The sequence below is a fragment of the Klebsiella sp. 54 genome (assembly GCF_018223875.1).
GTDB lineage: Bacteria > Pseudomonadota > Gammaproteobacteria > Enterobacterales > Enterobacteriaceae > Klebsiella > Klebsiella quasipneumoniae.
The window spans coordinates 23334-44262 of sequence record NZ_JAGRRA010000008.1; the positions used below are offsets into that span (position 1 = coordinate 23334).

18 protein-coding genes and 4 tRNA genes are annotated in these 20929 nt (G+C 58.1%); 17 read left to right on the top strand and 5 right to left on the bottom strand.

All coding sequences use genetic code 11. The annotated features are described in order from the left end of the window. The first annotated feature begins 41 nt into the window (after positions 1 to 41). The 15 genes from wecB to KHQ24_RS18135 all read left to right on the top strand — a co-directional run bounded on the left by wecB (position 42) and on the right by KHQ24_RS18135 (position 12732). Positions 42 to 1172 carry a non-hydrolyzing UDP-N-acetylglucosamine 2-epimerase gene (gene wecB, locus KHQ24_RS18065; protein ID WP_211777387.1) on the top strand — a complete coding sequence of 377 codons (1131 nt, stop codon included), beginning with the start codon at positions 42 to 44 and terminating at the stop codon, positions 1170 to 1172. Further along, positions 1169 to 2431 carry a UDP-N-acetyl-D-mannosamine dehydrogenase gene (gene wecC / locus KHQ24_RS18070; RefSeq protein ID WP_048293967.1) on the top strand — a complete coding sequence of 421 codons (1263 nt, stop codon included), beginning with the start codon at positions 1169 to 1171 and terminating at the stop codon, positions 2429 to 2431. Before wecB ends, wecC begins: the two co-directional genes overlap by 4 nt. After that, the gene (gene rffG / locus KHQ24_RS18075; RefSeq protein ID WP_064183899.1) at positions 2428 to 3495 is read left to right on the top strand and encodes a dTDP-glucose 4,6-dehydratase; all 1068 of its coding nucleotides are present in this window, start codon (positions 2428 to 2430) and stop codon (positions 3493 to 3495) included. Before wecC ends, rffG begins: the two co-directional genes overlap by 4 nt. 18 nt (positions 3496 to 3513) lie before the next feature. Then, entirely contained in the window at positions 3514 to 4395 is an 882-nt protein-coding gene (rfbA, locus tag KHQ24_RS18080; protein ID WP_004886836.1) for a glucose-1-phosphate thymidylyltransferase RfbA, read from the top strand. Beyond that, positions 4373 to 5047 (top strand): dTDP-4-amino-4,6-dideoxy-D-galactose acyltransferase, encoded by a 675-nt coding sequence (gene rffC, locus KHQ24_RS18085; protein ID WP_004886833.1) that lies wholly within the window; start codon positions 4373 to 4375, stop codon positions 5045 to 5047. The genes rfbA and rffC overlap by 23 nt, the downstream gene beginning before the upstream one ends. A 4-nt stretch (positions 5048 to 5051) precedes the next feature. Beyond that, a complete protein-coding gene (gene rffA, locus KHQ24_RS18090) occupies positions 5052 to 6182 on the top strand; it encodes a dTDP-4-amino-4,6-dideoxygalactose transaminase (protein WP_004886831.1) in 1131 nt (376 codons plus the stop codon). A gap of 1 nt (position 6183) precedes the next feature. Further along, positions 6184 to 7434 (top strand): lipid III flippase WzxE, encoded by a 1251-nt coding sequence (wzxE, locus tag KHQ24_RS18095; RefSeq protein ID WP_004886828.1) that lies wholly within the window; start codon positions 6184 to 6186, stop codon positions 7432 to 7434. Next, the gene (locus tag KHQ24_RS18100; RefSeq protein ID WP_211777388.1) at positions 7431 to 8507 is read left to right on the top strand and encodes a TDP-N-acetylfucosamine:lipid II N-acetylfucosaminyltransferase; all 1077 of its coding nucleotides are present in this window, start codon (positions 7431 to 7433) and stop codon (positions 8505 to 8507) included. The genes wzxE and KHQ24_RS18100 overlap by 4 nt, the downstream gene beginning before the upstream one ends. Next, on the top strand, positions 8504 to 9844 hold the full coding sequence (wzyE, locus tag KHQ24_RS18105; protein ID WP_211777389.1) for an ECA oligosaccharide polymerase: 1341 nt from the start codon (positions 8504 to 8506) through the stop codon (positions 9842 to 9844). The genes KHQ24_RS18100 and wzyE overlap by 4 nt, the downstream gene beginning before the upstream one ends. A 17-nt stretch (positions 9845 to 9861) precedes the next feature. Then, positions 9862 to 10602, top strand: a complete 741-nt coding sequence (gene wecG / locus KHQ24_RS18110) for a lipopolysaccharide N-acetylmannosaminouronosyltransferase (RefSeq protein ID WP_004886818.1) — start codon at positions 9862 to 9864, stop codon at positions 10600 to 10602. A gap of 205 nt (positions 10603 to 10807) precedes the next feature. Continuing rightward, positions 10808 to 12193, top strand: coding sequence for a bifunctional threonine/serine APC transporter ThrP (thrP, locus tag KHQ24_RS18115; RefSeq protein ID WP_004886813.1), 1386 nt, complete (start codon positions 10808 to 10810; stop codon positions 12191 to 12193). A gap of 102 nt (positions 12194 to 12295) precedes the next feature. Continuing rightward, a tRNA-Arg gene (locus KHQ24_RS18120) sits at positions 12296 to 12372 on the top strand. A gap of 55 nt (positions 12373 to 12427) precedes the next feature. Further along, positions 12428 to 12503: transfer RNA gene (locus KHQ24_RS18125), tRNA-His, on the top strand. Positions 12504 to 12526: 23 nt separating this feature from the next. Further along, a tRNA-Leu gene (locus KHQ24_RS18130) sits at positions 12527 to 12613 on the top strand. A 42-nt stretch (positions 12614 to 12655) separates the two neighbouring features. Next, positions 12656 to 12732 (top strand) — tRNA-Pro (locus KHQ24_RS18135). 461 nt (positions 12733 to 13193) lie between these two features. On the opposite strand, the gene hemY is transcribed toward KHQ24_RS18135, so the two are convergent. From hemY to hemC, 4 genes are read right to left on the bottom strand one after another with little or no spacing between them, the layout of a single operon-like run. Then, the gene (hemY, locus tag KHQ24_RS18140; protein WP_004886811.1) at positions 13194 to 14390 is read right to left on the bottom strand and encodes a protoheme IX biogenesis protein HemY; all 1197 of its coding nucleotides are present in this window, start codon (positions 14388 to 14390) and stop codon (positions 13194 to 13196) included. 3 nt (positions 14391 to 14393) lie between these two features. Beyond that, complete coding sequence (gene hemX, locus KHQ24_RS18145) at positions 14394 to 15584, bottom strand: uroporphyrinogen-III C-methyltransferase (protein ID WP_048293969.1); 1191 nt, start codon at positions 15582 to 15584, stop codon at positions 14394 to 14396. A 21-nt stretch (positions 15585 to 15605) separates the two neighbouring features. Next, entirely contained in the window at positions 15606 to 16346 is a 741-nt protein-coding gene (hemD, locus tag KHQ24_RS18150) for a uroporphyrinogen-III synthase (RefSeq protein WP_017899402.1), read from the bottom strand. After that, positions 16343 to 17284, bottom strand: coding sequence for a hydroxymethylbilane synthase (gene hemC, locus KHQ24_RS18155; protein WP_004886804.1), 942 nt, complete (start codon positions 17282 to 17284; stop codon positions 16343 to 16345). Before hemC ends, hemD begins: the two co-directional genes overlap by 4 nt. A 357-nt stretch (positions 17285 to 17641) precedes the next feature. Here hemC and cyaA point away from each other — a divergent pair, with 357 nt between their 5' ends. Beyond that, complete coding sequence (gene cyaA, locus KHQ24_RS18160; RefSeq protein WP_002883383.1) at positions 17642 to 20194, top strand: class I adenylate cyclase; 2553 nt, start codon at positions 17642 to 17644, stop codon at positions 20192 to 20194. A 48-nt stretch (positions 20195 to 20242) separates the two neighbouring features. On the opposite strand, the gene cyaY is transcribed toward cyaA, so the two are convergent. Then, positions 20243 to 20563 carry an iron donor protein CyaY gene (gene cyaY / locus KHQ24_RS18165; protein WP_004886799.1) on the bottom strand — a complete coding sequence of 107 codons (321 nt, stop codon included), beginning with the start codon at positions 20561 to 20563 and terminating at the stop codon, positions 20243 to 20245. A gap of 146 nt (positions 20564 to 20709) precedes the next feature. Between cyaY and lptM the strand changes: the two genes are divergently transcribed. Beyond that, entirely contained in the window at positions 20710 to 20913 is a 204-nt protein-coding gene (gene lptM / locus KHQ24_RS18170) for an LPS translocon maturation chaperone LptM (RefSeq protein ID WP_004886794.1), read from the top strand. Positions 20914 to 20929 lie beyond the last annotated feature (16 nt).

A 20929-nucleotide genomic window follows, 5' to 3' on the forward strand; every position in this document is an offset into this window, starting at 1 on the left:
AAGGGCAGATGACCTTCATCGCCTAATCGAAGAGAATCGATGTGAAAGTACTAACTGTATTTGGCACGAGGCCGGAAGCCATCAAGATGGCTCCTCTGGTCCATGCGCTGGCAAAGGATCCTCATTTTGAGGCGAAAGTATGCGTGACCGCGCAGCATCGGGAGATGCTCGATCAGGTGTTGAAACTATTCTCCATCACCCCGGACTACGATCTCAACATCATGAAGCCGGGGCAGGGGCTCACCGAGATCACCTGCCGTATTCTTGAGGGGCTGAAGCCGGTCCTGGAGTCGTTTAAACCCGACGTGGTGCTGGTGCATGGCGATACCACCACCACGATGGCGGCGAGCCTGGCGGCGTTTTACCAGCGCATACCGGTGGGCCATGTAGAGGCGGGTCTGCGGACCGGCGATTTAAGTTCGCCGTGGCCGGAAGAGGGCAACCGTACGTTGACCGGGCATCTGGCGACGTACCACTTCGCCCCTACGGAAACCTCGCGGCAGAATCTCCTGCGGGAGAACATTGCCAACAGTCGCATCACGGTGACCGGTAATACCGTCATCGATGCTCTGTTCTGGGTGCGCGATCGGGTTTTGGGCGATGAAGCGCTACGGGAGACCTTGCTGCAGCGCTACCCTTTCATTAGCCACGGTAAAAAAATGATTCTGGTTACCGGCCATCGGCGGGAAAGCTTCGGCCGCGGTTTTGAGCAGATCTGCCAGGCGCTGGCGGAGATAGCCCATACCCACCCTGAGGTGCAGATTGTCTATCCGGTTCACCTGAATCCTAATGTCAGCGAACCGGTGAACCGTATTCTCGGCCATATCGACAACGTGATGTTGATTGAACCGCAGGACTACCTGCCGTTCGTCTGGTTGATGGATCGGGCCTGGCTCATCCTGACCGATTCCGGTGGCATTCAGGAAGAGGCGCCTTCCCTGGGGAAACCGGTGCTGGTCATGCGCGATATGACCGAACGTCCGGAAGCGGTGGCCGCCGGCACCGTGAGTCTGGTGGGCACTGACAGCCAGCGCATCGTCGCGGAAGTGACGCGACTGCTGGAGGATGATGCCGCATACCAGGCGATGAGCCGCGCGCATAATCCTTATGGCGATGGCGAAGCATGTCGTCGAATTTTGTCTGCACTTAAAAATAATCAGGTAACGCTATGAGTTTTTCTACCATTTCAGTGATTGGCCTTGGCTATATCGGGCTGCCAACCGCTGCCGCGTTCGCCTCCCGGCAGAAGCGGGTGGTCGGCGTTGATGTCAATCAACATGCCGTGGAGACCATTAACCGTGGAGAGATTCATATCGTGGAGCCGGATCTGGCGAGCGTGGTGAAGACCGCGGTCGAGCAGGGGTATTTAAGCGCCACCACCACCCCGGTGGCAGCGGATGCCTACCTGATTGCCGTGCCGACGCCGTTTAAAGATCGCCACGAGCCGGATATGGTGTTTGTCGAGTCGGCGGCAAAATCCATTGCGCCAACGTTAAAGAAAGGCTCGCTGGTGATCCTCGAGTCCACCTCGCCGGTCGGGTCGACCGAACAGATGGCTGAGTGGCTGGCGGAGATGCGCCCGGATCTTAGCTTCCCCCAGCAGGTGGGTGAAGCGGCGGACGTGAATATCGCCTACTGCCCGGAGCGGGTATTGCCCGGTCAGGTGATGGTCGAGCTGATTAAAAACGACCGCGTTATCGGCGGCATGTCGCCAGTCTGCTCCGCTCGCGCCAGCGAGCTGTATAAAATCTTCCTTGAAGGCGAATGTGTGGTGACCAACTCGCGCACCGCTGAGATGTGCAAGCTGACGGAAAACAGCTTCCGCGACGTCAACATCGCTTTTGCCAACGAGCTGTCGCTGATTTGCGCTGACCAGGGCATTAACGTCTGGGAGCTGATCCGCCTGGCGAACCGTCATCCTCGGGTGAATATCCTGCAGCCGGGTCCGGGCGTCGGCGGCCACTGTATCGCCGTCGACCCGTGGTTTATCGTGGCGCAGAACCCGCAGCAGGCGCGTCTGATCCGCACGGCCCGTGAGGTTAACGACCACAAGCCGGAATGGGTTATCGAACAGGTGAAAGCGCAGGTAGCGGACTGCCTGAATACCACCAACAAACGGGCCAGCGAACTGACCATTGCCTGTTTTGGCCTCGCCTTTAAGCCGAATATTGACGACCTGCGCGAAAGCCCGGCAATGGAAATTGCCGCGCAGATTGCCCGCTGGCACAGCGGCACGACGCAGGTGGTTGAGCCCAACATTCACGCGCTGCCGAAGAAGCTCGACGGTCTGTGTACGCTGGCGACCCTCGATGCGGCGCTGGCCAGCGCCGATGTGCTGGTGATGCTGGTCGATCACCATGAATTTAAAGCCGTTAGCGGCGATAGCGTCACCCAGGCGTATATCATCGACACCAAAGGAGTGTGGCGGTGAGAACCATTCTGGTCACCGGCGGCGCGGGCTTCATTGGTTCGGCGGTAGTGCGGGAGATTATCCAGCACACCGCCGATCGCGTGGTGGTGGTGGATAAACTGACCTACGCCGGCAATTTAATGTCGCTGGCGCCGGTGGCGCAGGATGCGCGTTTCGCCTTTGAACAGGTGGATATTTGCGACCGCGGCGAGCTTGATCGTATTTTCGTTCAGTATCAACCGGATACAGTGATGCACCTGGCGGCGGAAAGCCATGTCGATCGTTCGATTGACGGCCCGGCGGCGTTTATCGAGACCAATATCGTGGGCACCTATACGCTGCTGGAGGCGGCCCGTAGCTGGTGGAATACGCTGGCTACGACGCAAAAATCGGCGTTTCGCTTCCATCACATCTCCACCGATGAAGTGTATGGCGATCTGCACGGCAGCGATGATTTCTTTACCGAGACCACGCCCTATGCGCCAAGCAGTCCCTATTCGGCCTCGAAAGCCAGCAGCGACCACCTGGTGCGCGCCTGGCTGCGAACCTATGGCCTGCCGACGCTTATCACCAACTGTTCGAACAACTACGGCCCGTATCACTTCCCCGAGAAGCTGATCCCGCTGACGATCCTCAACGCGCTGGCGGGCAAGCCGCTGCCGGTGTATGGCAATGGACAGCAGATCCGCGACTGGCTGTACGTGGAAGATCACGCCAGGGCGCTATATCTGGTGGCGACCCGCGGCGAACCCGGCGAGACGTACAATATCGGCGGTCATAACGAACGTAAAAACATCGAGGTGGTGGAAACCATTTGCGAATTGCTCGAAGCGCTGGCGCCGAATAAGCCGCAGGGCGTGGCGCACTATCGCGACCTGATCGCCTTTGTTGCCGACCGCCCGGGCCACGATCTGCGCTATGCCATTGATGCCTCGAAGATTGCCCGTGAGCTGGGCTGGACGCCGGCTGAGACCTTCACTTCCGGTATGCGTAAGACCGTGGCGTGGTATCTGGCGAACGAGCCATGGTGGCGCCAGGTTCAGGACGGTAGCTATCAGGGCGAGCGTCTTGGGCTGCAAGGCTAATCATCTCTGGGGGGAATGATGAAAGGTATTATTCTGGCGGGGGGGTCTGGAACGCGACTGCATCCTATCACCCGCGGCGTGTCGAAGCAGCTGTTGCCGATCTACGATAAGCCGATGATCTACTACCCGCTGTCGGTATTAATGCTGGCCGGGATCCGTGAGATCCTGATCATCACCACGCCGGACGATCTGCGCGATTTCCAGCGCCTGCTCGGCGATGGTTCAGAGTTTGGCATTGCGCTGCACTATGCCGTACAGCCGTCGCCGGATGGTTTAGCCCAGGCGTTTATCATCGGCGAAGCCTTTCTTAACGGTGAACCGGCGTGCCTGGTGTTAGGCGACAACATCTTCTTCGGCCAGAGCTTCAGCCCCAAGCTGCGCAGCGTGGCTGCCCGCACGGAAGGGGCGACGATTTTTGGCTATCAGGTGATGGATCCTGAACGCTTTGGTGTGGTGGAGTTTGATGACAACTTCCGCGCGCTGTCGCTGGAAGAGAAGCCGAAGCAGCCGAAGTCGAACTGGGCGGTTACCGGTCTCTATTTCTACGATGGCAAGGTGGCGGAGTACGCCAAACGGGTCAAGCCATCCGAGCGCGGCGAACTGGAAATCACCTCCATCAACCAGATGTACCTTGAAGATGGCGCATTAACCGTCGAACTGCTTGGACGCGGCTTTGCGTGGCTGGATACCGGCACCCACGATAGCTTGATCGAGGCCAGCATGTTTGTGCAGACCGTCGAGAAGCGTCAGGGCTTTAAAATCGCCTGTCTGGAAGAGATCGGCTGGCGCAACGGCTGGCTGGACGACGACGGCGTCAAACGCGCGGCGAAGCGGCTGGAAAAAACCGGCTACGGCCAATATCTGCTGGATCTGCTCCGTGCCCGTCCGCGCCAGTATTGATCCCCTGGAGTGGGAGAACCGCTTCTTTGCCGTTAACAGCGCCGTCGTTCACTTTGACGAGCGTGCGCCGCTGCTGACGCCTGAGGCGCTGGCGGGGTGGTCGCGGGTGCAGGCGAAGGTAGCCGCCAGCGACACCGTCCGGCTCGACGCGCTGCAGCAGCTGGGTTTTCAGCTGGTGGAAGGCGAGGTCGATCTGGCGCTACCGGTGGGCAACCCTGCGGATGCGGGCGCCGACGTCGCCGTGGAGGCGGATATTGCGCCACTGCGCGAGCTGGCGGCGCAGGCCTTTGCCCTGAGCCGCTTTCGTGCGCCCTGGTACGCTGCCGATGCCAGCGGCCGCTTCTATGCCCAGTGGATTGAAAATGCGGTGCGCGGCACCTTCGACCATCAGTGCCTGATTTACCGCCATCCTGAGGGCGATATTCGCGCCTTTGTCTCCCTGCGCCAGCTCAATGCCACCGAGGCGCGTATCGGCCTGCTGGCCGGACGCGGCGCCGGGGCGCAGCTGATGCAGGCGGCGCGGTACTGGGCCGCTTCGCGCGGACTTTCTACACTGCGGGTGGCGACCCAGATGGGCAACACCGCCGCGCTTAAACGTTATATTCTCAGCGGTGCTAATGTGGAAAGCACCGCCTACTGGCTATACAGGTGACCTCATGATCCCATTTAACGCGCCGCCGGTGGTTGGAACCGAGCTTGATTACATGCAGTCTGCGATGAACAGCGGCAAGCTGTGCGGCGACGGCGGCTTTACGCGCCGCTGCCAGCAGTGGATGGAGCAGCGTTTTGGCACGGCAAAGGCCCTGCTAACCCCTTCCTGCACGGCTTCGCTGGAGATGGCCGCGCTGCTGCTGGATATCCAGCCGGGCGACGAAGTGATTATGCCCAGCTATACCTTTGTCTCCACCGCCAATGCTTTTGTGCTGCGCGGGGCGAAAATCGTCTTCGTCGATATCCGTCGCGATACCATGAATATCGATGAAACGTTAATCGAAGCCGCTATCACCGATAAAACCCGGGCGATCGTCCCGGTGCATTATGCCGGCGTAGCTTGCGAGATGGATATCATCATGGCCATCGCCGACAAGTACAACCTGTTCGTGGTGGAAGATGCCGCGCAGGGGGTGATGTCCACCTACAAGGGGCGTGCGCTGGGCACCATCGGCCATATCGGCTGCTTCAGCTTCCATGAAACCAAAAACTACACCGCTGGCGGTGAGGGCGGGGCGACGCTCATCAACGATCGCACGCTGGTGGAGCGCGCGGAGATCATTCGCGAAAAAGGCACCAACCGCAGCCAGTTCTTTCGTGGCCTGGTGGATAAATATACCTGGCGGGACATTGGCTCCAGCTATCTGATGTCCGACCTGCAGGCCGCCTACCTGTGGGCGCAGCTGGAAGCGGCGGAGCGCATCAACCAACAGCGCCTGGCGCTGTGGCAGAACTACTATGACGCCCTGCTGCCGCTGGCACGCGCGGGACGTATCGAACTGCCGACGATCCCGGCCGACTGCGGGCAAAACGCGCACATGTTCTACATTAAGCTGCGCGATATCGAGGATCGCAGCAGGTTGATCGCCTGGCTGAAAGAGGCGGAGATCCTCGCGGTATTCCATTACATTCCTCTGCACAGCTGTCCGGCAGGCGAACACTTCGGCGAATTCCACGGTGAAGACCGCTATACCACCCAGGAGAGCGAGCGCCTGGTACGCCTGCCGCTGTTTTACAATCTGTCTGTGGTGAACCAGCGGACGGTGATTAACTCGCTGCTGAGCTACTTCTCCTGATATGTCGTTAGCAAAAGCTTCATTGTGGACGGCGGCATCGACGCTGGTCAAAATCGGCGCCGGGCTGTTGGTCGTCAAGCTGCTGGCCGTCTCGTTTGGGCCCGCGGGCGTTGGCCAGGCCGGTAACTTCCGGCAACTGGTCACCGTGCTCGGCGTGCTGGCCGGGGCCGGGATATTTAATGGCGTCACGAAGCTGGTGGCGCAGCATCACGACGATCCCCCGCGCCTGAAGCAGGTGGTGGGCACCTCGTCGGCGATGGTGCTTGGCTTTTCCACACTGCTGGCGCTGGTGTTTTTACTGGCCGCGGCGCCGATAAGCCAGGGGTTGTTCGGCCATACTCATTATCAGAATCTGGTACGGCTGGTGGCGCTGGTACAGATGGGGATCGCCTGGGCAAACTTCCTGCTGGCGCTGATGAAAGGCTTTCGCGATGCGGCGGGTAACGCCTTCTCGCTGATTGCCGGGAGCCTGATCGGCGTGGCGGCTTACTATGCTTGCTACGTGTTGGGAGGCTATCAGGGCGCGCTGCTGGGGCTGGCGTTAGTTCCGGCGCTGGTGGTGGTTCCGGCGGGTATTATGCTCTGGCGGCGGGGTAATATCCCGCTGAGCGCCTTGCGTCCGCGCTGGGATAACGGTCTGGCGGGACAGCTATCGAAATTTACCCTGATGGCGCTGATAACCTCAGTGACCCTGCCGGTGGCTTATGTGATGATGCGTAATCTGCTGGCGGCGCATTATGGCTGGGAGGCGGTGGGTATCTGGCAGGGGGTGAGCAGCATCTCTGATGCCTATCTGCAGTTTATTACCGCCTCGTTCAGCGTCTATCTCCTGCCGACGCTGTCGCGGCTGAGCGCCAAAACGGATATCACCCGCGAGATAGTCAAGTCGCTGAAATTCGTCCTGCCGGCAGTGGCGGCGGCGAGCCTGACGGTCTGGCTGCTGCGCGATTTTGCCATCTGGCTGCTGTTTTCCGATCGCTTTACCGCGATGCGTGACCTGTTCGCCTGGCAGCTGGTGGGCGACGTTTTAAAAGTAGGCGCCTACGTCTATGGCTATCTGGTGATCGCCAAAGCGTCGCTGCGTTTTTATATTCTGACGGAAATCAGTCAGTTCACACTGCTGACCGCATTCTCACACTGGCTTATACCGGCGCACGGCGCGGTTGGCGCGGCGCAGGCGTATATGGCCACTTATATTGTTTATTTCGCCCTTTGTAGTGGCGTGTTTTTACTCTGGCGTAAACGGGCATGACAGCACTGATACATGTACTGGGATCAGATATCCCGCATCATAACCAGACCGTACTGCGGTTCTTTAACGACGAACTGGCCGCCGATCCGCAGGCCAGGAGATTTATGATCGTCGGTGATGAGGCCAGCGTGCGTGATGGGTATCCGGCGCTGGACATCACCTGTTATCCGGGGAAGAAGTCGCTGGCGCAGGCGGTGATTGCGCAAGCCAAAGCCAACCGCCAGCAGCGCTTTTTCTTCCACGGCCAGTTCAATACCGGCCTGTGGCTGGCGCTGTTGGGCGGTGGTATCCGCCCGTCGCAGTTTAACTGGCATATCTGGGGGGCGGATCTGTACGAAAACGCCACCAGCCTGAAGTTCCGCCTGTTCTATCCGCTGCGCCGCCTGGCGCAGGGGCGGGTAGGGCGCGTTTTCGCCACCCGCGGCGATCTGAGCTGGTTCGCAAACCGTCATCCGCGCGTCCCGGGCGAACTGCTCTATTTCCCGACCCGTATGGATCCGGCGCTGAATACCCTGGCCGAAAACGCGCCGCGCGGCGACACGCTGACCATTCTGGTGGGTAACTCCGGGGATCGCAGCAATGAACATATTGCCGCGCTGAAGGCTATTCATCAGCAGTTTGGCGATACGGTAAACGTCATCATGCCGATGGGCTATCCGGCGAATAACGAGGCCTATATCAATGAGGTTCGTGAGGCGGGGGCGGCGCTGTTTAGCGGTGAGCATCTGCAGATCCTCAGCGAGAAACTGGAGTTTCATGATTATCTGGCGCTGCTGCGCCGCTGCGATCTGGGCTATTTCCTGTTCGCGCGTCAGCAGGGGATCGGCACCCTGTGCCTGCTGATTCAGGCGGGCATTCCCTGCGTGCTCAACCGCGAAAACCCGTTCTGGCAGGATATGACCGAGCAGCATGTGCCGGTGCTGTTCACCAGCGATGCGCTGGACGTCAGCGTGGTGCGCGAAGCGCAGCGCCAACTGGCGAGCGTGGATAAGTCGGGTATCGCTTTCTTCCGGCCGAACTATCTGACGGGCTGGCAGCGGGCGCTACGGTTAGCGGCGGAGGGGCAGGCATGACGTTAATGCAATTTAGCGGGCTGCTGGTAGTCTGGCTGCTGTCGACGCTGTTTATCGCCACCGCCACCTGGTTTGAGTTCCGCCGGGTACGCTTCAACTTCAACGTCTTTTTCTCGTTGCTGTTTCTGCTGACTTTCTTCTTCGGTTTCCCGCTGACCAGTATTCTGGTGTTCCGCTTTGACGTCAGCGTGGCGCCGCCGGAGATTTTGCTGCAGACGCTGCTGATCGCGGTGTGCTTCTACGCGATTTACTACGTGACCTATAAAACGCGTCTGCGTCCGGCATCGCGTGAGGTTGCGCGTCGGCCGCTGTTTACCATGAACCGGGTAGAAACCCATCTGGCGTGGGGCATTTTGATGGGGCTGGCGCTGCTGTGCGTTGGCATCTTCTTCGCCCACAACGGTTTCCTGCTGTTTAAGCTCAACTCCTACAGCCAGATTTTCTCTGCTGAAGTCTCCGGCGTGGCGTTGAAGCGCTTCTTCTACTTCTTTATTCCGGCGATGCTGGTGGTCTATTTCTTGCGCCAGGATTATAAGGCGTGGATCTTCTTCCTCGTCAGCACGGTGGCCTTTGGTTTGCTGACCTACGCCATCGTCGGCGGGACGCGCGCCAATATCATCATCGCCTTCGCCATCTTCCTGTTTATCGGCATTATTCGCGGTTGGATCAGCCTGTGGATGCTGGCGGCGGCGGGCGTGCTGGGCATCGTCGGCATGTTCTGGCTGGCGCTGAAGCGCTACGGGATGAACGTCAGCGGCGACGAAGCGTTTTATACCTTCCTCTATCTCACACGCGATACCTTCTCGCCGTGGGAGAACCTGGCGCTGCTGCTGCAAAACTACGACAAGATCGATTTCCAGGGTCTGGCGCCGATGATCCGCGATTTCTACGTCTTTATCCCCAGCTGGATGTGGCACGGTCGCCCGACGATGGTGCTCAATACCGCCAACTACTTTACCTGGGAAGTGTTAAACAACCATTCGGGGCTGGCGATTTCGCCGACGCTAATTGGCTCGCTGGTGGTGATGGGCGGCGTCTGGTTTGTGCCGCTGGGCGCCGTGGCGGTCGGGTTGATTATTAAATGGTTCGACTGGCTGTATGAGCTGGGCAACCGGGAGAGCAATCGCTATAAAGCGGCTATCCTGCACAGTTTCTGTTTCGGCGCTATCTTCAACATGATAGTGCTGGCGCGCGAGGGCCTGGATTCGTTCGGCTCCCGCGTGGTGTTTTTCCTCGTGATCTTTGGTATCTGCTTGCTGGCGGCGAAACTGCTGTACTGGTTCCTGGATAGCGTGGGACTGATTCATAAGCGCGTAAAACCGCTTTCGCAACCGTAAGTCTGAGAAGGATGGACATGACTGGGACCATTTCCGCGCCGTTGTACCTGTTAAGAGGGCTGCAGCTCATAGGCTGGCGCGATATGCAGCACGCTCTGGATTATTTGTATGCCGACGGCGTTCTCCGCGAGGGGACGCTAGTGGCGATTAATGCCGAGAAAATGCTGGCCGTAGAGGATAACCCGGAGGTGCGGGCGCTGATTGAGGCGGCGGAGTTTAAATATGCGGATGGCATCAGCGTGGTGCGTTCGCTGCGTAAAAAATATCCGCAAGCCCAGGTGTCCCGCGTGGCAGGGGCCGATCTCTGGGAAGCGTTAATGCAGCGCGCCGGCGCTGAAGGCACACCGGTGTTTTTGGTCGGCGGTAAACCTGAAGTCCTGGCGCAGACGGCGTCCAGCCTGCGCCAGCGCTGGCAGGTGAATATCGTCGGCACCCAGGACGGCTATTTTGCTCCTGAACAGCGCCAGGCATTATTCGAACGCATTCGCGACAGCGGGGCGAAAATCGTCACCGTCGCCATGGGGTCCCCGCGTCAGGAGATCTTTATGCGCGACTGTCGGCGTCTGTACCCGCACGCGCTGTATATGGGCGTCGGCGGCACTTACGATGTTTTCACCGGGCACGTGCATCGGGCGCCGAAGTTCTGGCAGGATCTGGGGCTGGAATGGTTTTATCGTCTGCTTTTACAGCCGAGCCGCATCAAGAGACAGTTCCGCCTACTGCGCTATTTACGTTGGCATTATTCCGGTAAGCTCTGATATTCCACTGCAACCAGGCGAGTTTGCATACATATTCTGTGTAATCTCTTCACTCGCCTGATACTTTATTTGCCATTTCCGCAAAATTAATTAACCATTCGCAGGCTTTATACGCGCGGGGGAGACCTGCGCGTCGGCAAGGCTATGAGTTCAGTTAATAACAATAACCGGGAGTACCCGGAATACGGCAAACACAAGAGGATATATGACTGAGAAAAAAGCGGAGCTCCAGCGTGGACTGGAGGCCCGGCATATTGAACTGATCGCTCTTGGTGGGACGATTGGCGTGGGGTTGTTTATGGGGGCGGCCAGTACGCTGAAGTGGGCTGGACCTTCCGTGCTGCTGGCGTACATTATCGCTGGCCTGTTCGTCTTTTTCATTATGCGCTCAATGGGCGAAATGCTGTTCCTTGAGCCCGTCACCGGCTCTTTCGCGGTGTATGCGCATCGCTATATGAGCCCCTTCTTCGGCTACCTGACCGCGTGGTCGTACTGGTTTATGTGGATGGCGGTGGGCATCTCGGAGATTACCGCCATCGGCGTCTATGTGCAGTTCTGGTTCCCGGAGATGGCGCAGTGGATACCGGCATTAATTGCCGTGGGGCTGGTGGCGCTGGCAAACCTCGCGGCGGTCCGGCTGTACGGTGAAATCGAGTTCTGGTTCGCCATGATTAAAGTGACCACCATTATTGTGATGATCGTCGTGGGCCTGGGCGTCATTTTCTTCGGCTTTGGCAATGGCGGCCACTCCATCGGTTTTGGCAACCTGACCGAACATGGCGGTTTCTTTGCCGGCGGCTGGAAGGGCTTCCTGACGGCGCTGTGTATCGTGGTCGCGTCATATCAGGGCGTGGAGCTCATCGGCATTACCGCAGGTGAAGCGAAAAATCCGCAGGTCACGTTACGCAGCGCGGTGGGCAAAGTGCTGTGGCGGATCCTGATTTTCTACGTCGGCGCGATTTTCGTTATCGTCACCATTTTCCCATGGGATCAAATCGGCTCCAACGGCAGCCCGTTCGTACTGACGTTTGCCAAAATCGGTATTACCGCCGCGGCGGGGATTATCAACTTCGTGGTGCTGACGGCGGCGCTTTCCGGCTGCAACAGCGGGATGTACAGCTGCGGACGTATGCTGTACGCCCTGGCGAAGAACCGTCAGCTGCCGGCGGCGATCGGTAAGGTATCGCGCAACGGTGTTCCTGCCGTCGGCGTGGCGCTGTCGATTCTGATCCTGCTGGTAGGCTCCTGCCTGAATTACATCATTCCTAATCCCCAGCGGGTATTTGTCTATGTCTATAGCGCCAGCGTCCTGCCGGGGATGGTGCCGTGGTTTGTGATCCTGATTAGTCAGCTGCGTTTCCGTCGCGTACATCAGGCAGCGATAGCCAGCCATCCGTTCCGTTCGCTGCTGTTTCCGTGGGCCAACTATTTCACCATGGCTTTCCTGATCTGCGTGCTGGTCGGGATGGGGCTGAATGATGAAACCCGGATGTCGCTCTTTGTCGGTATTATTTTCCTTGCTGCCGTTACCCTGATTTATAAGGTGTTTGGCCTCGGAAGACAGGGACAAATCAATAATCCGGCTGAATAAGCGTCAAAACGAACAAAGCATGAGCAAACGATAATTTTCTTTAAAAAGGCACTAGACAGCGGGGGAGGAAGTCCGTATTATCCGACCCCGCAACGGCGCTAAGCGCCCGTAGCTCAGCTGGATAGAGCGCTGCCCTCCGGAGGCAGAGGTCTCAGGTTCGAATCCTGTCGGGCGCACCATTAACCCGGTGCTGGAGCTGCGGTGGTTTTAATACCGCGTAAAAGGTTTGCAGTGGTGGCTATAGCTCAGTTGGTAGAGCCCTGGATTGTGATTCCAGTTGTCGTGGGTTCGAATCCCATTAGCCACCCCATTATTTGATAGAGTTGTGAATTTGCGAAGGTGGCGGAATTGGTAGACGCGCTAGCTTCAGGTGTTAGTGTTCTTACGGACGTGGGGGTTCAAGTCCCCCCCCTCGCACCACGACTTTAACGAATTGAACTAAAAATTCAAAAAGCAGTATTTCGGCGAGTAGCGCAGCTTGGTAGCGCAACTGGTTTGGGACCAGTGGGTCGGAGGTTCGAATCCTCTCTCGCCGACCAATTTTGAACCCCGCTTCGGCGGGGTTTTTTGTTTTCTGTTATTTCCTGCCATGACTTATTCCCCTGATCTTGCTGATAAAAAATCTTCTCTTTGCTTAAGAATACGCGTCAGGAAAACTCTCAATTCATCACTGTGGTAGATGCAATTTCCCCGGATCCTGTGCGATAATAACCGGGTAGATGCTCATTCCATCTCTTATGTTCGCCTTCGTGCCTCATAAACTCCGGAATGATGCAGAGCCGTTCTTACGGTGCTTATCGTCCACTGACAGATGTCGCATTTATGCCTCATCAAACACCATGGACATTACGTTGAGTGAAGCACCCAATTTGTTGTCAAACAGACCTGTTTTAACGCCTGCCCTGATTTCAGCGCAGGCGTTTTTTTCTTTCAGGGGATCGTCAACGCGAAGGCGGGGGAGAAGCGCTATCGCCCCGCAGGAGGCGATAGCCAGACCAGGTTATTGCTGAGGGTTATTCTGCAGCGTCAGCAGCAGGCCATCGCGGCGCATGGTGGCCGCTTCCTCCGGCTGATGCAGGCGATCCAGGGCATCGGCCAGCCAGGCGTAATCAAAGGCATCCGGACGCTGCTTAAGCGCGGCGCGGAAGGCGATGCTGGCCTCCTGCCATTCACCGTGCCGCATCAGCGACTGGCCCAGGGTGCTCCACAGCAGCGGACGGTCGCCAACGGCTTTGATCTGCTGGCGCAGTACTTTCTCCAGCTGTTCCGGGTTATTGGTCTTCAGGCGCGGGATCGGCATCACCAGACGGTCGTCATACTGTTTCTTCAGACCATCAATGATAATTTGCTGCGCGGTATCGTGATCGTCGCTCTCGATGAGGCGCTCGGCCATCGCCACCTGCAGCGGCACCAGCGCCCGCGTTTTACGGCTCTGGTTGCGCCACCATTCACGCAGCCCCTCGCTGCCGCCATCGGCCAGCGCTTTGTCCATCAGGCCAACCCACGCCAGCTGTTCCAGCGCGGCGCGGTGCTCTTCATCGCCGACGTTAGCTTTCGCCATCGACGGAATGATATCCAGCAGCGACTGCCAGGCGCCGGTGCGGGTATAAGCCTGTTCGGCGAGGCGCAGCACTTCCGGATGACGCGGGGTGATCTCCAGCAGCTTATCGATGCCATGGCGCGCGGCGTGATTTTCATTGCGCGCCAGCTGCAGGCGAACGCGGGTGATTTCCACCGGGATCAGATCATCGCCCGCCAGTTCGGTGGCGCGCTCCAGATGCTGGTTAGCCCGCGCTTCATCGCCGCGCTGCTGGGCCGCTTCCGCCGCCAGCAGATAGTTCACCACCGGCTGTTCGGCGTGATCGGCGTTTTTCGCCATCAGCTTCTCAACCTGCTGGTAATCACCTTCCGCCAGCTTAAGCAGCGCCTGCTCGGTTTGCTTACGCGCGCGACGGCGTTTACGGCCGACAAACCAGCCGCGCGTATGCGCCCCGGTGCGGAAAATGCGGCGCAGCAGCCATTCAATGGCGAACAGCACCACCATGGCGAGGATCAGGATAATCACCAGCCCGGTCACGCTGGTCTCGATATTGTAGTTATCAGTCTGGATCAGGACGTAGCCCTGATGGCCGGCGATCATCGGGCCAAGCACGATCCCGGCGATCAACAGTGCGAAGAGTAAAAGAATTTTCAGCATGCGTTACTCTCCTTGCGGCGCAGCGGGGGCGGCCGGTGCAGCAGGTGCAGACGGTGCAGGTGCGGGCGCGCCGCCCGCGGAAACGGCAGGCTGCGCCATCAGATTACGCACCCGGGTCTGCATCAGTTTTTCCAGCAACGCCTGGCTCTGCAGCGTCTCCGGCACCGTCATGGTAATGCTTTGCTGACTGAGTTTATCCACCTCTTCAAGGAAGGCTTTAGTGGTGGCGTCATCGGTATCGTAATAGGCGCGTACCCAGGTCGAGACGTTATCCAGCGACTGTTTCCAGGTCTCTTCCTGATGACGCGGCACCGCCTGCGCGGCGACCAGCAGGCGAGAGCGAATATTTTCCCGCAGATAGATATCCTGATTCGGCGCCAGCAGCGGGACCGCCGTTTCATCGCGGCGGCGCACGGTGATAAAGCTGTCCATAAAATTCTGCCAGCTTTTCTGCAGATTGATGCGCCATTCGCTGATGGAGCTGGAGAGCTCATCGCTATCAGAATCCATCGGCGAATCGTCATCGTTATTATCCGCCAGCCGCAGGTTATCGATTTGGTTCGCCAGCTGATTAACCTTGAGGATCATGCCGTCGTAGTCCACCTGGTTCACCGCGGAGAGAGTGGCGATGTCGTCGGTAATCGCCCGGCGGGCGCCGATCAGGCTCGGGTCATTCATGTCGGCGAGACTGGCGTCGGCGCTTTTCAGCAGCGCGGCGGCGGTGGTGACATCCTGATCGCTCCACAGCTTACGTCCCGCCAGCTTGACGAGGAAGTCGGCCTGGGCCAGCAGCCAGGTTTTGGCGTCGCTACCGGAAATGACCGCCACTTTTTGCTGGACTTCGTCCAGCTGTTTGGCCAGCGTCTCCTGCTGGTGTTTGGCTTCGTTTAGCTGGTCGGCCTGCTGTTTGATAATGCCTTCCAGTTCGCTTTTTTGGCTCTCCTGCGCTTTTTGCAGCGCCGCGACCTGGCTTGATAATTCAGAGGTGGTTTCGTTTTGACGCGAGGCCTGCTGTTTGTTCAGGCCATACAGACCGATACCGGCGGCTATCGCAATGGCGATAGCGATCGCGCTGAGCGCCAGGCTGGTTTTGTTGCCAGCCTTCTTCTTATCAGTGTTCTCTGGCTGTGGTGTGGTCTCCACGGCCTCCCTGGTCTCTTCAACCACGGCGGATTGATTTTGTTGTTCCGTCATTATGGCTTCCAATGTTGAGAGTTATTGTAATGCGCGTAGCAGCGCATCGTTGTCGGCGCTATCGGCAACCTGAATCTCCTGCCAGCCCAGCTCCCGGGCCTGAAGGGCCAAACGTTCGCTGACAACGACAACGCGGCAGTGCAGGAGCCACCGTTCGCGATACCATTGCGGTATTAACGACCATAGCTGCTGCAGCATCTCGCCGCTGGTGACCACCAGCGTGGTGACCCCGCGAGATTGCCAGCGCATCGCTTCTTCTGCGCCATCGTAATGCTTTGCACTACGTTGATAACATTCACAAAATGTGACCCTGGCGCCGCGCTCGGTCAGCGTCGCGCCTAAGAGTTCCCGCCCGCCATTGCCGCGTAAGATCAGCGCATTTTTCCCGGCAATGTTTTGTAATTCAGGTAATTGTAGCAAGACTTCGCTAATTTCCCGATCTAACGGGTAATGGATATGCTGCCCGCTGACCGTATGCAGGGCCAGCGCCGTCGTGCGGCCAATGGCAAAATAGCGTGGGGAAGTGGGCCAGGGCAGCCCCTGTTGCTGCAGGCGGGCATGGGCGAACTCCACCGCATGCTGGGACAGCGCAAACAGCAGATCGTCAGGCCCGAGGCGGGCAAGCGCGTCGCCCAGCGCGGGAAGCTCCCGGCCAGGCGTAAATTCTATCAGCGGAAAGCCCCAGGCCACGCGTCCCATGGCCCGCAGACGGCTGACCAGCGCTTCTCCTTGCGGTAATGGACGAGTGACCAGGATGCTCATCGTGGGGCTTCTCCATCATAAACTGCCGCGAGAATGTCGCGCGCGCCGTTATCCAGGAGCTCTTCCGCCAGCGAGATGCCGAGCGCTTCGGCCTGCTCTGCTGGCCCGCGCCGTTCGCCGCGTACCATCTGCGAACCATCCGGGGCGCCAACCAGCGCCCGCAGCCACAGTTCGCCGTTGACGAGTTCCGCATAGCTGCCAATCGGCACCTGGCAGCCGCCTTCGAGACGAGTGTTCATCGCCCGCTCGGCGCGCACGCGCACTGCCGTTTCCGTATGGTTGAGAGGCGCTAGCAGCCCCTGGGTCCATGCATCGTCGAGACGGCATTCGATGCCGACCGCACCCTGGCCGACCGCCGGCAGGGATTGCTCCGGCGACAGCGGCTGGCGAATTCTCGCCTCGAGCTGCAGGCGCTTCAGGCCGGCGGCGGCGAGGATGATGGCGTCATACTCGCCGTTATCCAGCTTACTCAGCCGGGTACCGACGTTACCGCGCAGAGAGCGGATCACCAGGTCCGGACGAGTGGCGGCCAGCTGGCACTGACGGCGTAAACTTGATGTGCCAACGACGCTGCCGGCCGGGAGTTCATCAATCGAGGCATAGTGATTGGAGACAAACGCGTCGCGCGGATCGTCGCGCTCGCAGATAGTCACCAGCCCCAGTCCCTCCGGGAATTCCACCGGCACATCTTTCATCGAATGAACGGCGATATCGGCGCGCCCTTCGAGCATGGCAAGCTCTAACTCTTTCACAAATAAGCCCTTGCCACCCACCTTTGCCAGCGGAGTATCAAGGATGACATCCCCGCGAGTGACCATCGGCACCAGCTCGACCTTCAGTCCGGGATGCGCGTGTTCGAGGCGCGCTTTAACATATTGCGCCTGCCATAGCGCAAGCGGGCTTTGCCGTGTGGCAATTTTCAAAACTTTGTCTAACATGCTTGTTACCGTCATTGTCGACCACTAACCATCCTAACATTGTTGTCTTGCGGATGTTAGTTTTCACGGTTTATGTGGGAGATAGCTCCGGCCCACTCTTTTTTAACCTTTCATGCGCGTGGCGGTTGCCGGAGGCGTAGTGAGGAATTTACAGGTAATAAACGGTGCTACACTTGTATGTAGCGCATCTTTCTTTACGGTCAATGAGCAAGGTGTTAAATTGATCACGTTTTAAACCATTTGTCCGTCCGCTGCTCATCACAACCACACCGACGACGAATGGTGACGGTTTTTGTTGAAATACTGAAATCCTCCGTACTATTGTACCTCGGGTTTTTGAACATCAGGCGATATGTCTTGTACCTCTATATTGAGACACTGAAACAGAGACTGGATGCCATCAACCAATTGCGCGTGGATCGCGCGCTTGCTGCCATGGGACCCGCTTTCCAGCAGGTTTACAGTCTACTGCCAACGTTATTACATTATCATCACCCGCTGATGCCGGGTTACCTTGACGGTAACGTTCCCCGTGGCATTTGCCTCTACACGCCTGATGAAACCCAACGCCACTATCTTGAAGAACTGGAACTGCATCGCGGCATGCAGACCCAGGAGCCGCCAAAAGGCGAGCTGCCGATCACCGGCGTCTACTCGATGGGCAGTACCTCCTCCGTCGGCCAGAGCTGTTCTTCCGATCTTGATATCTGGGTATGTCACCAGGCCTGGCTGGATAGCGAAGAGCGCCAGCTGCTGCAGCGAAAATGCAGCCTGCTTGAGAGCTGGGCGGCCTCGCTCGGCGTGGAAGTCAGCTTCTTCCTGATCGACGAAAACCGCTTCCGCCATAACGAAAGCGGCAGCCTCGGCGGCGAAGACTGCGGTTCGACCCAGCATATTTTACTGCTCGATGAGTTCTACCGCACCGCGGTGCGTCTCGCCGGCAAGCGTATTCTGTGGAATATGGTGCCGTGCGATGAAGAAGAGCATTACGACGATTACGTCATGGGGCTGTATGCCCAGGGCGTGCTGACGCCAAACGAGTGGCTCGATCTCGGCGGCCTTAGTTCACTGTCGGCGGAAGAGTACTTCGGCGCCAGCCTGTGGCAGCTGTATAAGAGTATCGACTCGCCCTATAAAGCGGTGCTGAAAACGCTGCTGCTGGAAGCCTACTCCTGGGAATACCCCAACAACCGCCTGCTGGCGAAAGATATCAAACAGCGCCTGCACGACGGCGAGATCGTCTCCTTCGGACTCGACCCCTACTGCATGATGCTGGAGCGCGTGACCACCTACCTCCAGGCCATTGAAGATGAAACTCGTCTCGACCTGGTGCGCCGCTGCTTCTACCTGAAAGTGTGCGAAAAACTCAGCCGCGAGCGCGCCTGCGTCGGCTGGCGTCGCGAAGTCGTCAGCCAGCTGGTCAACGCGTGGGGCTGGGATGAAAAGCGTCTGATGATGCTCGACAACCGGGCGAACTGGAAAATTGATGAAGTGCGCAAGGCGCACAACGAACTGCTCGATGCGATGATGCAGAGCTATCGTAATCTGATCCGCTTCGCACGACGTAATAACCTCAGCGTCTCCGCTAGTCCGCAGGATATCGGCGTGCTGACGCGTAAGCTGTATGCGGCCTTTGAAGCGCTGCCGGGCAAAGTGACGCTGGTGAACCCGCAAATTTCGCCGGATCTCTCGGAACCGAATCTGACCTTTATCCACGTGCCGCCGGGTCGCGCCAACCGTACCGGTTGGTATCTGTACAACCGCGCGCCGGATATGGAATCGATCATCAGCCATCAGCCGCTGGAATATAACCGTTATCTTAATAAGCTGGTGGCCTGGGCCTGGTTTAACGGCCTGCTGACCTCACGCACCCGCCTGTTTATTAAGGGCAACGGCATCGTCGATCTGGCGAAGCTGCAGGAGATGGTGGCCGATGTGTCGCACCACTTCCCGCTGCGCCTGCCGGCGCCCACGCCAAAAGCGCTATACAGCCCGTGCGAAATTCGCCACCTGGCGATTATCGTCAACCTCGAATATGACCCGACGGCGGCCTTCCGCAATCAGGTGGTGCACTTCGATTTCCGTAAGCTCGATGTCTTCAGCTTCGGCGAAGAGCAAAAATGTCTGATCGGCAGCGTCGACCTGCTGTATCGCAACTCGTGGAATGAAGTGCGTACGCTGCATTTCAACGGCGAGCAGGCGATGATTGAAGCGCTGAAAACGATCCTTGGTAAAATGCATCAGGATGCCGCGCCGCCGGACAGCGTGGAGGTCTTCTGCTATAGCCAGCATCTGCGCGGCCTGATCCGCACCCGCGTACAGCAGATGATCTCCGAGTGCATCGAACTGCGTCTCTCCAGTACCCGTCAGGATACCGGGCGCTTTAAAGCGCTGCGCGTCTCCGGCCAGACCTGGGGACTGTTCTTCGAGCGTCTCAATGTTTCGGTGCAGAAGCTGGAAAACGCCATTGAGTTCTACGGCGCTATCTCGCACAACAAGCTCCATGGCCTGTCGGTGCAGGTGGAAACCAATCACGTTAAGCTGCCGGCGGTAGTGGACGGATTCGCCAGCGAAGGGATTATCCAGTTCTTCTTTGAAGACGCGGATAACAACGACAGCGGCTTTAACATCTATATTCTCGATGAGAGCAACCGCGCTGAGGTCTATCACCACTGCGAGGGCAGCAAAGAGGAGCTGGTGCGCGACGTCAGCCGCTTCTATTCGTCATCGCACGATCGTTTTACCTACGGCTCCAGTTTTATCAACTTCAACCTGCCGCAGTTCTATCAGATTGTCGAGGTGGACGGGCGCACCCAGGTGATCCCTTTCCGCACCCAGGCGATTGCCGCCGCGATACCCACCAGCCAGGACGTTACCGCCTCGCCGGTGCTGCAGCAGCGCTACTCGTAGATTTGGCCCGGAAAAGGCGCAATGCGCCGTCATCCGGGAAACATGTCATTAACGGAATCTCACCGTCTCACCGGCCTGCTGGCTCGCCGCCTGCTCCAGCAGATCCCAGAAGGTTTCACCGCTGCGATCGCAGATCCACTCGTCGCCTTTGAGATCGAAATGGTAGCCGCCCTGTTTGGTGGCCAGCCACACCTGGTGCAGCGGCTCCTGACGGTTAATAATGATTTTGCTGCCGTTTTCAAAGCTAATGGTCAGCACGCCACCGTTGATTTCGCAGTCGATGTCGCTATCGCCGTCCCAGTCATCCAGGCGTTCTTCGATGGTCATCCACAGGCTATCGGCCAGGCGATGGAATTCACTGTCGTTCATAATTTTATTCTGCTTTTTTGATTTTTGAAGATGGGTCGCAGTATAGCGCGAAACAAAAGCGCGCGCAGTCGGATGCTAAAGGCTTGCTTTTACGTCTTCTCCTGCGATGATAGAAAGCAGAAAGAATGAATCACGGGCAACTATCAATGAAAAACGTTTTTCCTACGCTTGCCGTTTTGTTTGCGATCTTCAGCCTGACCGGCTGCGGTCTGAAAGGGCCTCTCTATTTCCCGCCGGCTGATAAAACTGCGCCGCCGCCGACCAAACCGGTTAACCCGGGCATTCAGAGCTCAACGCCGGATCGTAACGATCGTGGCGATACTGGTGGTCCGAGCCAGGTCAATTACTAACGATAACGTTCTGTTC